General features: G+C 59.5%; 17 protein-coding genes. 10 read left to right on the top strand and 7 right to left on the bottom strand.

The genetic code is table 11. The annotated features are described in order from the left end of the window. The 3 genes from PH562_RS30140 to PH562_RS30150 all read right to left on the bottom strand — a co-directional run. Nucleotides 1-177: ACT domain-containing protein (locus PH562_RS30140; RefSeq protein WP_350223792.1), on the bottom strand; the 177-nt coding region annotated here is incomplete at its 3' end. A 153-nt stretch (nucleotides 178-330) separates the two neighbouring features. Further along, a complete protein-coding gene (locus PH562_RS30145) occupies nucleotides 331-1,566 on the bottom strand; it encodes a hypothetical protein (RefSeq protein WP_285177547.1) in 1,236 nt (411 codons plus the stop codon). A gap of 88 nt (nucleotides 1,567-1,654) precedes the next feature. Beyond that, complete coding sequence (locus PH562_RS30150; protein ID WP_374825000.1) at nucleotides 1,655-2,734, bottom strand: glycoside hydrolase family 5 protein; 1,080 nt, start codon at nucleotides 2,732-2,734, stop codon at nucleotides 1,655-1,657. 192 nt (nucleotides 2,735-2,926) lie between these two features. Between PH562_RS30150 and PH562_RS30155 the strand changes: the two genes are divergently transcribed. Together PH562_RS30155 and PH562_RS30160 are read left to right on the top strand one after the other, a co-directional pair. After that, nucleotides 2,927-4,603, top strand: a complete 1,677-nt coding sequence (locus tag PH562_RS30155; RefSeq protein ID WP_285177548.1) for a GumC family protein — start codon at nucleotides 2,927-2,929, stop codon at nucleotides 4,601-4,603. 214 nt (nucleotides 4,604-4,817) lie between these two features. Next, on the top strand, nucleotides 4,818-6,800 hold the full coding sequence (locus PH562_RS30160; RefSeq protein ID WP_285177550.1) for a polysaccharide biosynthesis protein: 1,983 nt from the start codon (nucleotides 4,818-4,820) through the stop codon (nucleotides 6,798-6,800). A 170-nt stretch (nucleotides 6,801-6,970) separates the two neighbouring features. Here the strand turns inward: PH562_RS30160 and PH562_RS30165 are convergent, their stop codons facing one another. After that, a complete protein-coding gene (locus PH562_RS30165; RefSeq protein WP_285177552.1) occupies nucleotides 6,971-7,831 on the bottom strand; it encodes a glycosyltransferase family 25 protein in 861 nt (286 codons plus the stop codon). A gap of 248 nt (nucleotides 7,832-8,079) precedes the next feature. Here PH562_RS30165 and PH562_RS30170 point away from each other — a divergent pair, with 248 nt between their 5' ends. The 6 genes from PH562_RS30170 (at nucleotide 8,080) to PH562_RS30195 (ending at nucleotide 14,000) form a co-directional block, all read left to right on the top strand. After that, nucleotides 8,080-8,412: a hypothetical protein gene (locus PH562_RS30170; RefSeq protein ID WP_113230182.1), complete on the top strand. Its 333-nt coding sequence runs from the start codon at nucleotides 8,080-8,082 to the stop codon at nucleotides 8,410-8,412. 192 nt (nucleotides 8,413-8,604) lie between these two features. Next, a complete protein-coding gene (locus PH562_RS30175; RefSeq protein WP_113230181.1) occupies nucleotides 8,605-9,762 on the top strand; it encodes a Gfo/Idh/MocA family protein in 1,158 nt (385 codons plus the stop codon). 13 nt (nucleotides 9,763-9,775) lie between these two features. Beyond that, a complete protein-coding gene (locus PH562_RS30180) occupies nucleotides 9,776-10,663 on the top strand; it encodes a carbohydrate ABC transporter permease (protein WP_285177553.1) in 888 nt (295 codons plus the stop codon). After that, entirely contained in the window at nucleotides 10,660-11,517 is an 858-nt protein-coding gene (locus PH562_RS30185) for a carbohydrate ABC transporter permease (RefSeq protein WP_112722798.1), read from the top strand. The genes PH562_RS30180 and PH562_RS30185 overlap by 4 nt, the downstream gene beginning before the upstream one ends. Before the next feature lie 36 nt (nucleotides 11,518-11,553). Next, entirely contained in the window at nucleotides 11,554-12,783 is a 1,230-nt protein-coding gene (locus tag PH562_RS30190) for an ABC transporter substrate-binding protein (protein WP_113230179.1), read from the top strand. Between the two features lie 83 nt (nucleotides 12,784-12,866). Then, a complete protein-coding gene (locus PH562_RS30195) occupies nucleotides 12,867-14,000 on the top strand; it encodes an ABC transporter ATP-binding protein (protein ID WP_113230178.1) in 1,134 nt (377 codons plus the stop codon). Nucleotides 14,001-14,186: 186 nt separating this feature from the next. Here PH562_RS30195 and PH562_RS30200 read toward each other — a convergent pair whose 3' ends face one another. From PH562_RS30200 to PH562_RS30210, 3 genes are read right to left on the bottom strand one after another with little or no spacing between them, the layout of a single operon-like run. Beyond that, complete coding sequence (locus tag PH562_RS30200; RefSeq protein ID WP_285177555.1) at nucleotides 14,187-15,290, bottom strand: D-TA family PLP-dependent enzyme; 1,104 nt, start codon at nucleotides 15,288-15,290, stop codon at nucleotides 14,187-14,189. Nucleotide 15,291: 1 nt separating this feature from the next. Further along, entirely contained in the window at nucleotides 15,292-16,767 is a 1,476-nt protein-coding gene (locus PH562_RS30205) for a M81 family metallopeptidase (protein WP_285177556.1), read from the bottom strand. An 11-nt stretch (nucleotides 16,768-16,778) separates the two neighbouring features. Further along, nucleotides 16,779-17,264 carry a hypothetical protein gene (locus PH562_RS30210; RefSeq protein ID WP_285177561.1) on the bottom strand — a complete coding sequence of 162 codons (486 nt, stop codon included), beginning with the start codon at nucleotides 17,262-17,264 and terminating at the stop codon, nucleotides 16,779-16,781. Between the two features lie 273 nt (nucleotides 17,265-17,537). Here PH562_RS30210 and PH562_RS30215 point away from each other — a divergent pair, with 273 nt between their 5' ends. Both PH562_RS30215 and PH562_RS30220 read left to right on the top strand, forming a co-directional pair. Next, nucleotides 17,538-18,401, top strand: coding sequence for a MurR/RpiR family transcriptional regulator (locus tag PH562_RS30215; RefSeq protein ID WP_092714723.1), 864 nt, complete (start codon nucleotides 17,538-17,540; stop codon nucleotides 18,399-18,401). A 102-nt stretch (nucleotides 18,402-18,503) separates the two neighbouring features. Then, complete coding sequence (locus tag PH562_RS30220) at nucleotides 18,504-19,280, top strand: SDR family oxidoreductase (RefSeq protein WP_285177557.1); 777 nt, start codon at nucleotides 18,504-18,506, stop codon at nucleotides 19,278-19,280. The last annotated feature ends 219 nt before the right edge of the window (nucleotides 19,281-19,499 follow it).

A 19,499-nucleotide genomic window follows, 5' to 3' on the forward strand; every position in this document is an offset into this window, starting at 1 on the left:
CTGGCCCACACCTTCTTCCGAGATGAAGGAGACGCGCATGAAGAACATGCCGGTGTCGAGATCGTCGAACTGGCTGGAGTCGACGATGTTGCAGCCCTCGCCGGCCAGATAGTTCGAGATCGCCGCAACAATCCCACGCGTCGATTTGCACGCAACTGTCAATACATAGCTCGTCATGTCTCTTCTCTTCTATCCCGAGGATGTCCGCCTGCTTAGATGAAATCGGAGGTCTGGGAAATACCTCCCCCCAGCCATGTTTCGACGGATATTTAGGCAGGATGGCGGGCAAAAAGCCGTTCCCGTTGCGTCTTCGAACGGCGTATCCCCGCCTCAGCCGCTGGTTGCCAGCGAAAGCTCTTGTGGCCGTTTTGCCAGGCTTCCCTCGTTGAATTTCAGGAATCCCACAAGAAGCCAGACGAGCCCGGCCGTTTTCATGGAAAAGATGGCCGTCGAGCCGATCATCAGATTGAGGAAGAGGAAAAGGGAAAGCGCATGGCCGAGGCGCCGCTGATTGACCGTCTCGCCGCCCGGATAGAGCGAGGCGTAGAGCCAGAACAGGATCAGGCCGAAGATGGTGGCGCCATAGATGATGTAGACATATCCGCTGTCGAAGAAGATGCCGACCTGATCGAGCTGCAAGCCGATCGTGCTCTGCAGATCCATGCCTAGGAAGGCTTTCACCGTGCCATTGATGCGCCCGACGAAATTATCGCCCGTCACGCTCGGCTCGAGCGCGTGAATGACGAAGCCGACAACGATGATCCCGGGCATTGTCAGCAGGTCGAGCGTCTTCGGGAGCCACGGATAGATGAAGTAGCCGGCCACGCAGATGAGGCTGAAGATCAGCATCGTGCGCGTGTCGTTCGTCAACAGGATCAGCACGACCGTCGAGAAGAATAGCAGCCGTTCCAGCAATCCCAGGCGATTGGAAAAGCTGATCAGATACAGCACCATCACGCCGCAGAAATTGGCAAGCGAGACCTGCTCCAGGAAGATGGAGGACGACCGGTGGTCGATCAGGCCGAAAGAAAACCGGCCCTCGAAGCCGAGCGCACCGCGAAACAGGCCGATATCGCTGTAGGTCGCCGGCGGCACGCCACGCGTATTCTGGAAATATTCGGCCGGATGGAACAGCGCGACATATTCCTTGACCGACACGATTTCCAGCACAAGCACGGCAAGCACGATGAAGCATGAAATCTTGAAAGCAAGCTTGACGGTGCGCTCGTTGGCCAGCCGCCCCATGATTGAAAAGGCAAAAATGATCATCACGTTGCGGAGATGATCGATATAGGCCTGCTTGTTGATGGCGATGACGAAAACCGTCAGCACGATCGTCAGCAGCAGGTAAAGGAGCGGTGCTATGTCCTCCTCATATATGCCTTTCGTCAGCAGATAGGTGAAAGCGGCGACCTGCAGCAATATTTCGGACAAGACGACCGCGCTCGGCGTCAGCGGCGTGACATTGTGATTGATGAAGGCAAGGATGCAGTTATAGCAGACCGCAAGCAGCGAAATCGTGAGAATGACGAAATTGATCGGCTGCTTTTCGCCTGAACGTTGCATGAGATATCCGAGGTCGTGGCGTCTTCACTGGCCGCGGCAGCATATCAGCCCGATGATTCGCGACAAAGAGCCGGCTCTCCGTTACCGATCATTTCGCAGGCTTGACCAGCGCGCATGAAGGCGCCAGCGACACCTTTCGGCTCAGGCCTTCGGCAAGAACCTTCATCTGCGGTTTGTCGCGGCCATTGCGGGGCTGGACGTTGAGCGGCTCCTCCGGCGGCCACCAGTCGCCAGCGGCCCAGTAGGTCCAGCCGAGCCATACGTCGCCGTTGGCGTTCATGATGTCGAGAACCTGCTTGAGACCGTCGAGGCAACCATCATTGGCGGCGACGCCGAATTCGCCCAGAAATCCGCGTTTGCCGTTCTTGCGCAGCCAGTCGGTGACGTCGCTCATGCCCTTCACGGCATTGTCGGTGCCGTCGCAGACCGGGTGCGTGCCCGAGCTGTCCGAATCCAGATATTGGTGAAATTCGAAGGCGTAGAAATCGATCGGATCCTTGATGCCGAGCATCACCGTTCCGTTTGCGCCCCCGCCAAGCACATCGGCCGACCAGCTGTGTGCGCCCGTCCAGTTCGTTCCGGGTACGAGGATGAGATTGCGTGCGCCGACGGTGCGGATGCTGCGGATGGCGGTATTGGCAAGTTCAAGCCAATCGGGCGCCTTGAGGTCGTGTGGCTCGTTCATCAGGCCGAAGGCGACGCCCTTCCGATTGGCGAATTCGACTGCAAGCCGCGCCCAGAAATCGCCGAAAGCGAGATCGGTCGCGGGCGGCTGCTTGAGCTGCGTCTTGTCGTAATAGGCGTAGTTATGAGGATCGAGAACGACTGCCATTCCGTGTTTCTGAATGAGATCGACGGCATCCTTCAGCCGTTGCAGTTCGTCGCCATCGAGGGGCGCTCCGAGCACGGGCTGCAGCCGTTCCCAACGGAAGGGCAGGCGGATCGTGTTCATGCCCTTTTCCGCGAAATAACGCACGGTCTGTTCTGACGGATAGGTGTAATTGACATTGATGACCCCGCCGCGTTCGCCATATTCCGCGCCGGACAGATTGACGCCGCGATAGCACAGTTGCGCGGCGGCAAATGCGCCTCCTGCGTGCGTCGTGAAAGCGAGCATGACGGCCGCGGCCAGCAGGCGTCGCAGAGATTTCGTCATCGATGCGGTCATAGCATGCCCCTGTCTTCCGTGCGGCTTGCTTTTCATAGGAAGTATGGTGTTGAGCAATAATGAAAGGATGGGTTGCGTTGATGGTCGCGGCGCGATTTCCTGGAAGCGTCCTTAATGTTCCGTTAGCCAAACGTTTCTAAACTTCGGGCGTCTGCTGCGTGGAATCCGCCCGCGAAGCACTGAAAGTCTGCAATGAGCTCAATGGAACGAAGCCAGCGATCGGACCGACTTGCGGGTTGGCGCGACACCGAGCCGTCTGATGTACGGCGCGATGGCGTGCGCCTGCGCAGTCCCGTCTTGCGTCCTCGGGATTTCGTTGCCGCTGCCGAGCCCATAGCAGATTCCGAGGAGCTTGAGGCGCCCATTCCGGAAGCCGCCGTTCCGCAAAGCCCGCCGAAGCGATCCGATGTGAAGGAGTCGGTGGTCCCGCGCCCCATTGCCGAGCCGGTTGTCGCTGCGGCGATCCCGACCGTGGAGCAGGTTGCGGTTGCTCCGGTATTTGCCGCTGCTCCGGCGGCATCGCTACTGCCGGCAAAGTTGCCGTTGCTTGATCTTCGGTCGGCCATCGCTTCGATCTGGGCGAGGAAATTTGTGGTTCTTGCCCTGGCAGGCGCCGGCGCCGTTCTGGGCGGAGCGGTCATTCCCCTTATTCCGCAGAAATTCACCGCCGAGACCAGCCTCTATTTCGACCCTCGGCCGGTCGGAGGCTCCGATTCTGCCCAGCAGGCGCCGACGCCGCCGGAATTGATCACGACGATGATCGACAGCCAGACGCAGATTCTGTCTTCCGGCAAGGTGCTGGGGCGCGTCGTCGATGCGCTGAAACTCGATCAGGATCCGAAATTCAATGGCGGCGCCACCGGCGAGGCGGCAAAATATGTGGCCACTGCTGCCTTGGCGAAAGCCGTGCAGATCGCCCGCGAGTCCAGCACCTACGTCGTCAACGCGAAGGTGACGACGGGCGACCCTCAAAAATCGGCCGGGATCGCCAACCAGCTGGTGAGCTCCTTCATGGAGGAAGAGAGCAAGGCGGCTGCTAGCACCTACAAGAGCAGCAATACGGCGCTCGATTCCCGCCTGGAGGATCTGCGCCAGCAGGTACTGTCAGCCGAAAAGGCAGTCGAAACCTATCGCGCCGACAACGACATGGTGGCCGTCGAGGGCAATCTGATCTCCGACAAGCGCCTGACCGCCTTGAACGATCTATTGGTGACAGCCCAGCAGAAGACGATCGAGGCAAGAGCCCGCGCGGACGCGGCCGGCAAGCTTAGCTTTGAAGATGTGGTCTCCAACAATCCGTCCGCAGGGGTGACATCGACGGCTTTGAGCAGCCTGCGGCAGCAATATGCGACGATGGCGGCCAATGTCGGCAGCCTTCAAAGCCAGCTCGGCGCTCGCCATCCGCGCCTGCTTGCCGCGAAATCGTCGCTGGATAGCCTCGCCGCCGAAATTCGCGCGGAGCTGCAGCGGCAGATGACCTCGGCCCGCGCCGATTACGAGCAGGCGCAGAAGGCCGAACAGGATATCGCCAAGGAACTTGCCGTGCAGAAGGCCTCGCAGGTCAACACCTCGGGCAAGCTTGTGGGCCTGAACGAGCTGCAGCGCAAGGCGACCGCGGCTCGCGACCTCTATGAATCGCTGCTGAAGCGGTCCGGTCAGGCGAGCGATGCTAAGGATCTGTCGCAGAGCAATATCCGCGTGATCTCGGAGGCGGAGCCGCCGCTGAAAGCCGATGGGCCGAGCCGCAAGGTGATGATGGTGGCCGGCCTGATCGCCGGCGCAATATTTGGTGCCGGTCTTGGCATGGCGTTTGCCATTCTCCTCGGCCTGTTTCGGCATCCCGTCATCCGTGGCTATTTCGGCAAGTGATCATCGTTTTCCCCTTTCGCATCGGCGGCCTTTTTCAGCATCGATGGTGCAATTGCGCGCCGACTGTTCTAAATGTAAATCGGCGCTGGGAATGATTGGATCTTGCTAATGGAGCACGATACGGTCATTAGGCGTTGTGCGATACTTTGTGAGACAATCTATGCGAGAAAAGCGGTGCGTTGCTCCGATGACTGGCGCCGGGGAAAGCTGACCGATGGTGCCCGCGGATAAACTCGTTCTGCCGTTTCTGGCGTTGCCGCGCTCCACCAAGCGCGCGCTTGCGCTGCTGGTCGATGCCAGCCTGTGTGTGCTGACGGTCTGGTTTGCCTATTGTCTTCGCCTCGACGACTGGGTCATCCTCGAAGGTGTCGAGTGGCTGCCGGCGGTCGTTTCGCTTCTGCTTGCCATTCCGATCTTCATCGTCCTCGGCCTCTATCGCGCCATATTCCGCTATGCGGGTCTTTCGGCTTTCGTTACGGTCGTCAAGGCGGTGGCGATCTATGCCCTCGCTTTCATGACGATTTTTACCGCGATCAGCGTGCCGGGCGTGCCGCGCACCGTTGGCATTTTGCAGCCCTTGCTGCTGCTGATCGCGATCGGCCTGTCGCGCATGTGGACGCGCTACTGGCTTGGCAACGCCTATCAGCGCCTTCTCAATCGCAATCAGCTCGCCAAGGTACTGGTTTACGGCGCCGGCGCGTCAGGGCGTCAGCTTGCGGGCGCGCTTGCCAATAGCGCGGAGCTGAACGTCGTCGGCTATCTCGACGACGATCGCAACCTGCATGGCAGCATCATGGGCGGCCTGCCGATCTACGATCCGGCCGATCTGCCGGCGCTTGTGGTCTCGGGCGAGATCAAGGGCGTATTGCTCGCCCTGCCGAATGCCACGCGGCAGCGGCGCAACGAAATCCTTGAAGATATGCGCAAGGCCCGCGTCACCGTGCGGACCATGCCAGATCTGACGGCGCTCGCGCAGGGCCGGGTCGCGGTTTCGGATCTGCGCGAGCTTGATATCGAAGACCTGCTCGGCCGCAACGTGATCGCCCCCGACCGCGGCCTGATCGACAAGAATATCCGCGGCAAGGTCGTCATGGTCACCGGTGCCGGCGGTTCGATCGGCAGCGAACTCTGCCGCCAGATCCTGAAGAACGGGCCGTCCGCCCTGCTGCTGATCGAGCAGAGCGAGTTCGCCCTCTATGCGATTCACGGCGAGCTGGAGAAGGCGGCCGCCTCCGCCGGCTATGCCGATATGCGCATCATTCCCTTCCTGGCTTCCGTCCGCGACGGCCAGCGGATCAGGCAGATCATGCAGGTCTGGCGGCCGAAGACCGTCTATCATGCCGCTGCCTACAAGCATGTGCCGCTCGTCGAATACAATCCCGTCGAAGGCATCCGCAACAATGTGCAGGGAACGCAGATAGCGGCCGAAGCCGCGCGCGATCATGGTGTCGAAAATTTCGTCCTCATCAGCACCGACAAGGCCGTGCGTCCGACCAACATCATGGGCGCCAGCAAGCGGCTCGCGGAAATGGTGCTGCAGGCGATGGACGCCGATCGCAAGCCCGGCACCGACGGTACCAATTTCGCCATGGTGCGCTTCGGCAACGTGCTCGGTTCCTCCGGTTCGGTCGTGCCGCTCTTTCGCCAGCAGATCCGCGACGGCGGCCCGATCACGCTGACGCATCCCGATATCACCCGTTATTTCATGACCATTCCCGAGGCGTCGCAGCTTGTGATCCAGGCGGGCGCGATGTCGGGCGGCGGCGATGTCTTCCTGCTCGATATGGGCGAACCGGTACGCATTGCCGATCTCGCGCGGCGAATGGTGGAACTGTCCGGTCTGACCGTACGGGACCAGGACGAACCGGATGGCGATATCGAGCTTGAAATCACCGGTCTGCGGCCGGGCGAGAAGCTTTTTGAGGAACTGCTGATCGGCGACAACCCGCAGCCGACCAGCCATCCGCGCATCATGCAGGCCAAGGAAGATTTCCTGCCCTGGCCGGAGCTGTCGAAGCGGCTCGCCGCACTCGAGGCGGCGTTGGATGAAAACGATATCCCCTTGGCGAGAGCCCTGCTGCAAAAGCTCGTTTCCGGCTATGCGCCGAGCAGCGAAGTGGTCGATCTGGTCTATCGCGAGCGCGAGACGGATCTGACGGTCGACCAACCGAACCTCGACAACGTTGCGCAGCTATAGGCGTGTATCCGCCATTAGAGCAATTCCAGGAAAGTCCGTAGCGGTTTTCCGTCCGGAATTGCGTGAAAGCTAAGAGATAGAGCGGCTCAGAGATTCCCCGAAAGGTTGAACCGCTCTAGGCGGCCGCTCTCCATGTGTTATGCTTGGCCTTGGCCAAGCATTGCTGATCGCTACCGTTTGATCTTGACGGCGTAGTACCAGCGGCGCACTTGATCGCAGGTGCGGAACCAATGTGCCGTCAGCCGCAACAGGGGATGCCGCTTTACCGCGCGGTAATGCACGCGTTTGCCGATCGTGGTGTCGGCGCGGTGCGGGCTGAAATCGACCAGGTTTTCAAAGGTCGTGAACGTCTCGACGCCGGTTGACCAGCCGCGTTCCAAGGCGACGTCGTAGGGGAGAAGCATGGGTTTCAGCGTCGTCAGCAGCTTCTTGGCCGCCTTGCGGTTGACGATATAACAGGCAGCCGACCCTTGCGGACCATGCATGCAGCGGCCGACGACATCGTTTTCACTGGTTTCGCAGACCGACTTGAAGCCGACGAGGCGATGGTTGACGAGTTTGACGAGACGCGCGTCCTGGACGCTGTCCATCGCCGCGATCGCACGCGGGATAAGCTTCTCGTTGAGCTCGACATCGTCTTCCATGATGATCGCCATCTTGTCGCCGCTGGCGACGAATTGCTCAAGCGCTATCAGATGGCTGCGATAGCATCCGTACTCTCCCGGCAGAAGCTTGCGGCCGTTATGATAGATGAACGAATGCGGCTGAAAATCGACGCGGTCAGCCTCCGCGATGAGACGGCCGTCGACGGCAGGAATGCGCGTGATATGCAGATCGTATTCGACGGCCTGGTTGCACAGTCGCTCCCAGCGATCACGCGAGCGATCGAGATTGATGACATAGATGGAAACCTGCTGAGCGGCATCGTCAGCAGTCTCCGGGTCAACAAGAGGCGGGATACGATTAATCTGTTCGAGAATGACTGCTACTCCTTCAAACAGAAATCGCGCCGGCAACAACCAAGATGACAATTTTCATACTATATAACATGCTTATGACTTGTCGCAAACGGCTGGCACACGCATGTGTTGTATTTGTAGATAAAAGCATTTTTTTTGGTGTAACGTAGCGTGAATGGCCCGCGTCGGTGATGCGTAAACCGTCACTTGTGCGCGATTTTGATCGGGGAAGCCGTTGGCGCATGACTGCAGTCCCACTATATTTATGATATGCGGCGTGTGGTCGTTGCGCTCGCAGTTGTAAAGGAGCGTAGCAGTTTATGTGGATCAAGTCGAAAATCGCCATTGCTGCCCTGTCCTTTGCGGTCTTGATGCCGGCGGCCGCCTTTGCCGATAATCCGCTCCTGCCCAAGCCATATGTCGCTCCCGTCTATCCTTACAAGAACCTTCCGGGCGTAACTGCGCCGAAAATGGCTGATGACGAGAAGTTCCAGTGTCGCACCGCCACCGTGTACGCCGATTATTTTCACGAAGGTCCGTTCTACCGGGGCCTGCCGCGCCTGGGTTACGTTTGCGATCAGAATGGCGTTATTTCCAGCAGCACCAGAAAGCCGAACTACCAGTATTGGCAATATAACGGCCCGGATAGATAAGTCGTAGGCATTCTGCCGCATTAAGCGGCAGCGCAACCAAAGCGAGCGTGGCTTCATGTTGGCGCCGTGTAAGTTTTATTGGCGATCTGAAAATAAATTTCATGTTTTCGGTTAAATGCGCGAACGTCGTTGACGAATGCGAAAATTTGTCCCAAGCTTACGAAAATAAATTACGTAATGGGAACATAAAGCATGCGCGTTGGAATCATTGGGCTGGGATTCCGCCTGGGTTATCTGGGCTATGTCTTCAAGGCGATCGACGAGAGCTTCGAGATTGCCGGATATGTCGATCCCGAACCCGCGGGTCTGCCCGGTTTGCTCGAACGAGGCATCTCAGCCGGAAAGGCTTACGCAACACCCCAGGATCTGATCGCCAACGAAAAGATCGACCTCTTGATGATCGGTTCGCCGAACCACATGCATCTCGATCACATCCGCATCGGCCTCGAGGCCGGCCTCAAGATCTTCTGCGAAAAGCCGATCGTCACGACGATCAAGGATAGCATCGAGCTTGCCCGCCTTATGGCGAAATTCGGTCATGAGCGCCTGAATGTCGGCCTCGTGCTGCGCTATTCGCCGATGTACCGTGATCTCCTGGCTGCCCAGGCCGAGGGGAAGCTTGGTCACGTCGTTTCCATCGAGGCTGCCGAGCACATCGAACCCTATCACGGCGCCTTCTTCATGCGCGACTGGCGCCGCTACGAACATTATTCCGGCAGCTTCATGCTGGAGAAATGCTGCCACGACCTCGATCTCTATAATGGCGTCGTCGGTGCGCGGCCGGAGCGGGTCGCAAGCTTTGGCGGACGCAAGAGCTTCATTCCGGAAAACGATCCGGCAAGGGAAGGCATCAACGATCTCGAGCTCTTCCATCGCAAGCCGAGTGGTTGGATGGGGTCCGACAAGGTCTTTGACAGCGATGGCGACATCATCGACTACCAGGTGGCGATCATCGAATATGCCAATGGCGTCGGCATGAACTTCCATACCAATCTCAATGTGCCGGACCAGTTCCGTCGCTTCGCCATCATGGGCTCGCGCGGCATGGCCGAGGGCGATTTCATCCGCGGTTATTTCAATGTCCATGAGATGCTGACCGGCAAGAAGGTGATCGAAAACACTTACGCGGCCACCACGCTTTCGCAACATTACGGCGCCGACGAGCAAATGGCCGCCGATATCATCGCGCATGTCAAAACGGGCCTGCATCTGCCGGTGTCGACCCAGAATGCGCTGGAGGCGGGCATTCTAGCGCTCTCGATGGACGAGGCCCGCATGAAGAAGACCGTTGTCGATCTCCGGCCGATCTGGGACGAGTTCGACGAAGCGCTTCATTCAAGAGCCGCCTAGGGAGGGGCGCAGGATGGGTGTTCAACGCGGCACGGTCATCTTCGCCTGGCTCCTTCTTTTTCCGGCTCTCCTCTATGTCACCGTCATCGTCGCCTATCCGCTGGTCGACACGATAATCCTATCCTTCACCGATGCATCGTTGAAGAAGGTGACGAATTGGGTCGGTTTCGAGAACTACGCGAAGATCTTCAACGACACTTTCGCGGGCGTCATCGTTCGGACCTTCATCTGGACGTTCTTCTCCGTGTCGATCAAGATGATCATCGGCACGCTGGGCGCGGCGCTGTTGAATTCCGCCGTTCCCGGCCGCGCGCTTTTCCGCGTCTTGACAATGCCGCCCTGGGTTGTGCCGATGGCGATCGGCATCTTCATGTGGGGCTGGATGTACAATGGCCAGTTCGGCATGATTTCAGGCATGCTGCAGCGTTTCGGCATCGTCGACAGCCCGGTGGCGTTCCTCGCCTATGGCAGCACAGCCTTCTGGGCGACGATCATTACCGACGTCTGGATCGGTGTGCCGATGGTCACTCTTTATATGCTGGCGGCCATGCAAGCGATCCCGCATGATCTCTACGAAGCCGCCTGGACGGATGGCGCCGGTCGCTTCTATCGCTTCCGTCGCATCACCCTGCCGCTGCTGCTGCCGTCGCTGGTCACCATGTCGATGCTGTCGCTGATCGCCACCTTCAATTCCTTCGACATCATCTGGATCCTGACGCGCGGCGGCCCGAACGGAGAGACGACGACGATGATCATCGACACCTATCGCACCGCGATCGGCTCTTACAAATATGGCGAAGGCGCCGCCCGCGCGGTGCTGATCTGCATCTTCCTGTCGATCTTCTGCCTTGCCTATTTCCGCCTGACCAGCCGCTTTTCCACGGGAGCCAAGCAGCGATGAGCCAGCCCGCCATGATCAATCGCTACAAGTGGTACGAGCTGATCGGCATCTATGCCGGGATCCTGCTGTTCCTGACCTTCGTGCTGGCACCCTTCGTCGAAGGGTTCCTGGTCTCGTTGAAGCCGCTCAGCCAGCTTTTCTCTTCGCCCTATCGGTTCATTCCCGAAAATGGCTCGTTTGCAGCCTATCGTACGATGTGGACCAGCGTGCCCGGTTTCGGCTGGTATATCTTCAACTCCTTCCTGATTTCCGGTGTAAGCACCGTCATCGTGCTGATCCTCGTCGTGCCGGCCGCCTATGCGTTCGCGCGTTTCGAGTTCCGAGGCTCCGGCCTCCTGCTCGGCGCCTTCCTGGCAGTCAATATGTTTTCCGGTGCCGTGCTGCTGATCCCGCTGTTCCGGCTCATGCGTTCCTTCGGCTTTTTGAACACCTATCTTGCCATGATCGTACCGGGTGTCGCTTTCCTCATTCCCTCCGGGATCTGGCTGCTGCGCACCTATATGATGCGCATTCCGAAGGAGCTCGATGAGGCAGCCTTTGTCGATGGTGCCAGCCATTTCTATACGCTGCGTCGCGTCATCCTGCCGATCGCCATGCCGGGTATCACCGTGGTCGCCATTACCACTTTCATCGGTTCCTACGCGCAACAGTTCATCTATGCGCTCACCTTCAATTCGAAGACGGAATACATGCCGCTGCCGGTTGGGCTCTTTGCCTATTTCGGCCGGCAGGAGGTCGTCTGGAACGAGCTCATGGCCGCAAGTTTCGTCGGCATCGCGCCGGCTCTGGTCGTGATCTTCTTCCTGCAACGGTATCTCGTCAGCGGTCTGACCGCTGGCGCGGTGAAGCAATAAAATCAATCAACCACCAGAGAGAACGGGAGCTTAAACGTGACATTCCATTTCAAGACGGGGCTTCTCGCCCTTGCTTTGCTCGGCTCCACCGCGCTTGGCGCCGTGAACGCCCAGGCCGCCGACAAGGAGATCAGCTGGATCTATTGCGGTGACACTATCGATCCGATCCATGTGAAATATATCAAGCAGTGGGAAGACAAGAATCCGGGCTGGACCGTCAAGCCCGAGGTTGTCGGTTGGGAGCAGTGCCAGGACAAGGCAACCACGCTCGCTGCGGCCGGCACGCCTGTTGCCATGGCGTATGTCGGTTCCCGCACGCTCAAGCAGTTCGCCGACAACGATCTGATCGTTCCGATCCCGATGACGGACGACGAGAAGAAGGCCTATTATCCAGGCATCGTTAATACGGTAACCTTCGATGGAAAGCAGTGGGGCACGCCGATCGCCTTCTCGACCAAGGCGCTCTACTGGAACAAGGACCTTTTCAAGAAGGCCGGGCTCGATCCTGAAAAGGCACCGACAACCTGGGCCGAGGAAATCGCCGACGCCAAGGCGATCAAGGAAAAGACCGGCATTCCCGGCTATGGCCTCTCGGCCAAGACCTTCGACAATACCATGCACCAGTTCCTGCATTGGGTTTACACCAACAACGGCAAGGTCATCGACGGCGACAAGATCGTCCTCGACAGCCCGGAAGTGCTGGCCGCCCTTCAGGCCTACAAGGACATCACGCCTTATTCGGTCGAAGGACCGACGGCCTATGAGCAGAACGAAATGCGCGCCATCTTCCTCGATGGCAAGGTCGGCATGATCCAGGCCGGCTCCGGCGCCGCCGCCCGCTTGAAGGAAACGAAGATCAGCTGGGGTGTCGCACCGCTGCCGCTCGGTCCTTCGGCCAAGGGCCAGGGCACGCTGCTCATCACCGACAGCCTTGCCGTCTTTAAGGGTAGCGGCGTCGAGGACAAGGCGATCGACTTGGCCAAGTTCATCACCTCTCCGGGCCCGCAGGGCGAGTATGAACTCCAGGGCGGCGCCGGCCTCACGCCTCTGCGTCCGTCAGCGCAGGTAGACGAGTTCGTCAAGAAGGACGCTTCCTGGAAGCCGTTCATCGACGGCATCGCCTACGGTGGTCCCGAGCCGCTCTTCAAGGACTACAAGGGCTTCCAGAACGTGATGATCTCCATGGTCCAATCGGTCGTCACCGGCCAGGCTCAACCGGCGGATGCGCTGAAGAAGGCCGCTGCCGATCTCGAGCAGTATAAGTAAGTCTGCAAGTCACCGGGCCGCGCGCAATGCGCGCGGCCTTTGGAGCCCTGCCCGCCCATGGCGGCGCCGCGCGGAGACAGAGTTTGGGAAAGCTGCACCTTCATCAGGTCAAGAAATTCTATGGTCATTTCGAGGTCATCAAGGGCGTCGAGCTCGACGTGAATGACGGTGAGTTCATCGTCTTCGTCGGTCCGTCCGGCTGCGGCAAGTCGACCTTGTTACGCATGATTGCCGGCCTCGACGATGTGACCAGCGGCGACATCAAGATCGATGGCGCCCGCGTCAACGATCTGCCGCCCGTCAAGCGCGGCATTGCTATGGTCTTCCAGTCCTATGCGCTTTATCCGCATATGTCGGTGTTCGAGAACATTGCTTTTCCGCTGCGGGTTGAAAAGATGCCGGAAGAGAAGCTGAAGGCCAAGGTCGAGCATGCTGCGCGCATCCTGCACCTCGATAAACGCCTGCAGGAAAAGCCGGGTCAGCTGTCTGGCGGTCAGCGCCAGCGTGTCGCCATCGGCCGCGCCATCGTGCGCGAGCCGAAGATCTTCCTGTTCGACGAGCCGCTGTCGAACCTAGACGCCGCACTGCGCGCTGATATGCGTATCGAGCTCGCCAAGCTGCATCGCCAGCTGCAGGCGACCATGATCTATGTGACGCATGATCAGGTCGAGGCCATGACCATGGCCGACCGCATCGTTGTGCTGAACGCCGGCGAAATATCGCAGGTCGGCGCCCCGCTGGAGCTTTATCACAAGCCGGCCAATACCTTCGTCGCCCGCTTCATCGGCAATCCCAAGATGAACTTCCTGCCCGTCACTTGCACCAATGTCAGCGATGCCGGTGTGGAAGTGGACTACAAGGGGCAGAAGGCCGTGCTGCCTGTCACGCCACGTCCCGGTTTTGCCGGCAAGGCATTGACGCTCGGCATTCGGCCGGAACACGTCCAGCTCGGCGATGGCGATCTGACCCTGACCATCGTGCCGACGGTCGTGGAGCGTCTTGGCGCGCAAACCGTTGCCTATGCCACGGCTGACGGCATTGATGAGAATTTCTGTGCGACGCTGGAGGGCAGTGCCGCCATCCGCATGGACGCACCACTGAAGACCGGCATCCGCCTCGGCGATTGTCATCTCTTCGACGAAAACGGCCAGGCTTTCGAGCGGCGGGTGGAACTGACCGAAATCGACGTGGATTTGCTGAACCAAGCCGCTTCCTGATGAGAGCGGCCCCCGGAAGCAGCCATCCGCCCTCCTGCTTCGAGAAGGCCCCTGGGGCCTCCTCAGCATGAGGACTGATCAATCTCGCCCAGCTATAGCTCAGAACTGAACTCGCTCCACCCTCATCCTGAGCCCGTCGAAGGACGAGGGTGGCCCACGGAAGCAATCGGTGGATGGCAGATCGCCCTACCAGACCAAACCGCGAGCCGCTATGTCTTCGACGCGGGTGACGACGCCATCGCGATGGAAGACCATCTGGTTGAAGAGGTTGGAGACGACGCAGGTGTGGTTCGGGATGATGCGGATCTTGTCGCCGATCTCAGGACGAGGGCCGGCGCACTTCGATAGGTCGATAACGCCATGTTCCTCCGAAAGACCCTTGATGACGGCGTCGGGATAGCCGACCACCTGGCCGTAATCCGCAAAGCCGAGAAGATCGGAGGTCAGGGCCTTGGTGCCAGCATCGATGACGGCGCGATCTTCGGTCGGCCGCGAGACGACGGTGGCGAGGATGTGCATGGCGCAATCCTCCTCCGTGCAATGGCCGGCACGTACCATCGAGCGGTCGTTATAGATATAGGTTCCGGCACGATGTTCCGTCGCAGCAGTTACCAGATGCGCCTCGAAAAGGCTCGGCGTGCCGCCATTGCTGACGATCGGGCATTCGATACCGTCCGCTTTCAGGAGCCCTACGGCTTCCGACAGGAATTCCTGTGTCGCGGCAGCACTATCCGGCTTCGGATAGGTCATCAGGCCGCCAAAAACGAGGCCTGGCTTGCCGGCGATATGCTTGCCGAGCCTTGCCGCCTCCGCGGGCGATTGCACGCCGCAACGGGCGCCTCCGGTATCGCATTCCACCAGCACGTTCAGCGGCTTGCGGGTGGCGAACCAGTCGGAAAGTCCGTCAACCGTCACGGTGCTGTCGGCCACGACCTTGAGGCCGCAAATACGGTCGTTCAGGGCGGAAAGCCGTGCGAGCTTTTCAGCCCCGAGAATATTGAAGGTGATCAGAATATCATCGAAGCCCGCATCGGCGAAGACTTCCGCCTCAGTGATCTTCTGGCAGTTGATGCCCTTGGCACCGGCGACGATCTGGGCGCGTGCCAGCGCTGGGATTTTGTGCGTCTTGATGTGCGGTCGGAAGTTCAGACCATGCTCATCCATATAGGACTGCACGCGGGCGATGTTCGCAGCCAGCCGGTCTTCGTCGATGACGGGGCGCGGCGTGGAGAGGCTCTCGATGCTGTCGCCGGGCTTGGGGCTGATTTCCGAGGCGATATCATGTGCCATGTCAGGCGTCTTTCCGTTCTTCTGCAAAGGGGTCCGCCACCATCGGCCAGATATCCTTTCGCGCGCGGCGGTAGGGCGTGCGCGCCGGATTGTTGGGATAAGGCGTTCCTGCGGAGCAGTAAAGGATCTGCGATGCGATCTTTGAAAAGGACGCATAGAAATGATTGGTCGATTTGATGACCAGGATTTTCTTCGTTGTCGGGTCGATGCCCATGACGGAAAACAGGCTCGGATCAAAACTCTGGGCGCGCGTCGAGTTCAGGATGATGTCGATGCCATCGAACTGAATATGCACGGCATCGCCGAAGGGAGCGAAGCTCTCGCCAAAACGCATCTCGGCATTGGGGACAAGGCGGATGATCTTGACAAGACCATCGATCGGATTGCCCGTGCCCGGCGCCGATTTCGCGCCGAAACGGAGCGGGATTTCAGCGCCTTCACCGGCCGCCATGCAGATCTGCACGGCCATTGGATCCCAGATCGTGCCGATCGCCGTATCGGTGGCGCCGCGGTCGAGCAATTCCCGCAGGATGACCGTTGCATCGCCTGCGGTGCCGCCGCCGGGATTGTCCCAGAGATCGGCAATGACGACCGGACCTGAGGCAGCAGCCATCGCCTCGCTCACCGCCTGCTTTTCATCGATCTGCGGCATGATGAAGGTGCCGCGCCTGGAGAAGAGTTCCAGGCCGAGATTGCGGGCGATTTCAGAGCCTTTACCCGGCTTATTATCGGTGACGACGAGCAGCTTCGTACCCATCTCCGGCACGTCGCCGGCCATGAAGCCGTGAATGACCGAAATGGACAGGATATCGGCGTCGCTCTTTTCCATCGCCATGATCTTGTCGACGAAGGAGCGCATGGGATCGCGCGAGGTCGGAAAGACATCGATCATGCGGCAATCGAAAACGGACATGATCGGCTTCACGCGGCCTTCCAGCGTATCGATAGCGATCCGCCAGAGGTCCTCGGCGCGATCGACGAAATCCGTATGCGGGAATTCCTTGAAATAGACGAAGAAATCAGCGGCCGTGAGGCGCTTCGCCGTCAGATGGCTGTGCGGATCGAGTTCGGCGCACACCAGGATATCCGGCCCGACGATTTCGCGCACGCGCGACAGAAAATCGCCTTCCGTATCCTCGTAACCATCTGCGACCATGGCGCCGTGCAGTCCGAGAACGACGGCATCGACAGGCATCGCCGCGCGCAGCTGCTCAAGAATTTCGTCGCGCAGTTCCTCATAGGTACGGCGATTGACAAGCCCGGCCGGATCGGCCCAGGTGGCGGTACCCTCGATCACCTCCCAGCCCTTTTCCGCCGCGATGCGCCGGCCGACGGTGATCGGTGCCGAACATAGCGTCGGCGTTTCCGGATGCATGCCGGGCGGCGCATAAAGAGAGGCTTCGAAAGCGCGCCGGTCGACGCAGATGGGAGAGAAGGTATTCGTCTCGGTCGCAAGGGCCGCGGTGAAAATGCGCAACGCTGTCGCCTCTATTCCATGGGATTCGGCAGATAGCCGGTGAAGCCGCTGATCTTCCAGCGGCCTTCATGCAGGCGGCAATAATAAAGTGTCTGCCACTTCATCACGTCGATGCCGCCATCCGATTTCTTAAGGCTGCCGTCGAACTTCTTGCGCACCAGCGCCATATCGCCCTCGATTTCGATATCTTCGAGCGTCGTCGTGGTGAAAATGGCCGTGCGCGGATCTTCTGCGAAGGATTGTGTGGCGAAGTCGCGCGCCTGGCGCAGCCACTCGTCGCGATAGGCCGATAGCGTCGGGAAGGCGAGGCGCCATTTGTCCGGGCTGACTGTGCGCTGGCCATCGATGCCGATAAAGCCCTCTTCGACGAAATCGCCCGCAACCATCGACCAGTCTGCGGCAAGAAAAGCATCGATATCACGCGGAACGAGCATCTCCCAGATCGAATGCCTGGCGGTATCGCTGGCAGGGAAGGGATTCTTGAAAGGATCACGCATAGTATCCGCCGTCATTTAAATTCTTTTCATAATTCGCGATTTTCACTGGTCAAATTCTGCTTTCTATGGTCATTTGTCAACTTATCAAGAAAATAATTTGCAGGAACCGCATGGTGGCCATGTATGTCACGGTTCCGGCCGAATGGGAACGAATGACAAGCTGCATCTGCGCATGCGCCTGTCCACAGGCGCCGGCGGGATCGGGAAGATTGAGATGGATCGCGTCGCTGACTACGTGTCAAACCTGGGCGAACCAGCGACAAAGGGGGGCTGATGGATATCTTCACGACCATGCAGGAAGAGAGGGGCCGGCTTTCACAATCGGAAATCCGCATCGCCGATATCGTCCTCAATGATTTCGAATTCGCCGTCAATGCTTCCATCATCGAGCTGGCGGGCAAGGCGGATGTCTCGCCGCCGACGGTGACGCGCTTCTGCCGGCGTTTGGGCTGCGAAAGCTTTTCCGATTTCAAGGTGCAGCTCGCGCGCACCGCCTATGTCGGCATGCGCTATTTGAAGCCCGAGCCGAAGAGCATTGCCCCGGCCGACGTCGCCCAGGATATTATTACCAAGGCGCAGAACGCGCTCTTCCTGCTGCATCGTGGGCTGGATGTTGCTGCCATCGAGCGGGCGGCGAACCGGCTTGCCGGCGCGGAGATGATCTATGCCTTCGGCTCCGGCGGCAATTCCTCGATGATCGCGACCGAGCTGCAGAACCGCCTGTTCCGGCTCGGCCTCCGCATAACCGCAAGTTCCGACCACAGCATGCAGTTGATGATGGCTGCGGCCGCCAAGCCGACGGATGTGCTGATCGGCTCGTCCTTCTCCGGCCGCAATGCCGAGCTGGTGCGCGCCTTTGCGCTGGCACGCGAAGCCAAGGTGCCGACCATCGCTCTGACGCAGAGTGAAAGCCCGGTGGCCCGCGCCGCCGAGATTACGGTGCCTGTCGACCTGCCGGAAGGAGACAATATCTATCGACCGACATCGACCCGCATCGCCTATCTAGCCGTGGTGGACATTCTTGCCAGCCTGATTGCCTACCGCATTCAGCCGCAGGCAACGGTGACGCTGCGCCGTATCAAACAGCAGCTTGTCACCCATCGCGATGGCGACGACCGCCAGCTTCTTGGAGATTAGAGCAGTTTTGCGAAAGTCGGCGCTTATCGCATTGGGCTCCGCCGAAAATAACAAGATAGGGTGGCGGATCGTCGCTCGGGGAATCGATCGAAGGAATATGATATGAGCAAATCCGTTGCCATCGTCACGGGGGCTGCCGGCGATATCGGCCGTGCCATCGCAAAACGCCTGGCGGATGACCATGACATCATCCTGCTCGTCGATATCGACGAGGCGGCCATGCAGAAGGCTGTTGGAGAACTCGGCCCGGCGGAGCGTTTCGTCACGTTCAAGGCGGATATCACCAGCGATGCCGATGTTGCCGCCATGGCGAAGGCCGCATCGGATCTCGGCGGGGTGAAGACGCTCGTCAACAATGCCGGTGCCGCCCGCGCCGTCAGCCTTCATGATACCACGCCGGCCATCTGGCGTGCCGACAATGCCCTCAATCTCGAAGCGGCTTTTCTCTGCTTCCGCGCTGTCGTGGACATGCTGAAGGCGTCGAAGGGGTCGGTCATCAATATCGCCTCCGTCAACGGCATGGCCGTCTTCGGCCATCCGGCCTACAGCGCCGCCAAGGCGGGGCTTCTGCATTTCACTAGGCTGGTTGCGGTCGAATACGGCAAGTTCGGCATCCGCTCGAATGCGGTCGCGCCCGGCACGGTGCGCACCCAAGCCTGGGAAGCGCGGGCCGCCGCAAATCCGAATGTCTTCGAGGAGGCGAAGCGCTGGTATGCGCTGCGTCGCGTCGTCGATCCGGCCGATGTCGCCAATGCCGTCTCCTTCCTCGCAAGTCCGCTTGCCTCGGCGATCACTGGCGTCTGCCTGCCTGTCGATTGCGGCCTGACGGCGGGGCAGGCGGAGCTCGCCCATACCTTCTCGCAGTCCGACCACTACTGAAGCTCGCTGCCAGAGGGGAGTAGCCAGGGGGATAGAATGCAGCCGTCTTCCTATCATCTCGAAAACATCTGGTCTCCCGAGGGTGGAAAGCACGATCGCCTGACCCCTGACACGCTTTAAAGAGACCTGTGCGCGGATATTTGTAGACGTATGGAAACATTGATGATTCAATGCCTTTATCGAGAGATAGAGGTTTGTAATGAGCCGTCGCCGGATAGG

Origin of the sequence: Rhizobium centroccidentale (assembly GCF_030182565.1) — a bacterium.
Lineage (GTDB): Bacteria > Pseudomonadota > Alphaproteobacteria > Rhizobiales > Rhizobiaceae > Rhizobium.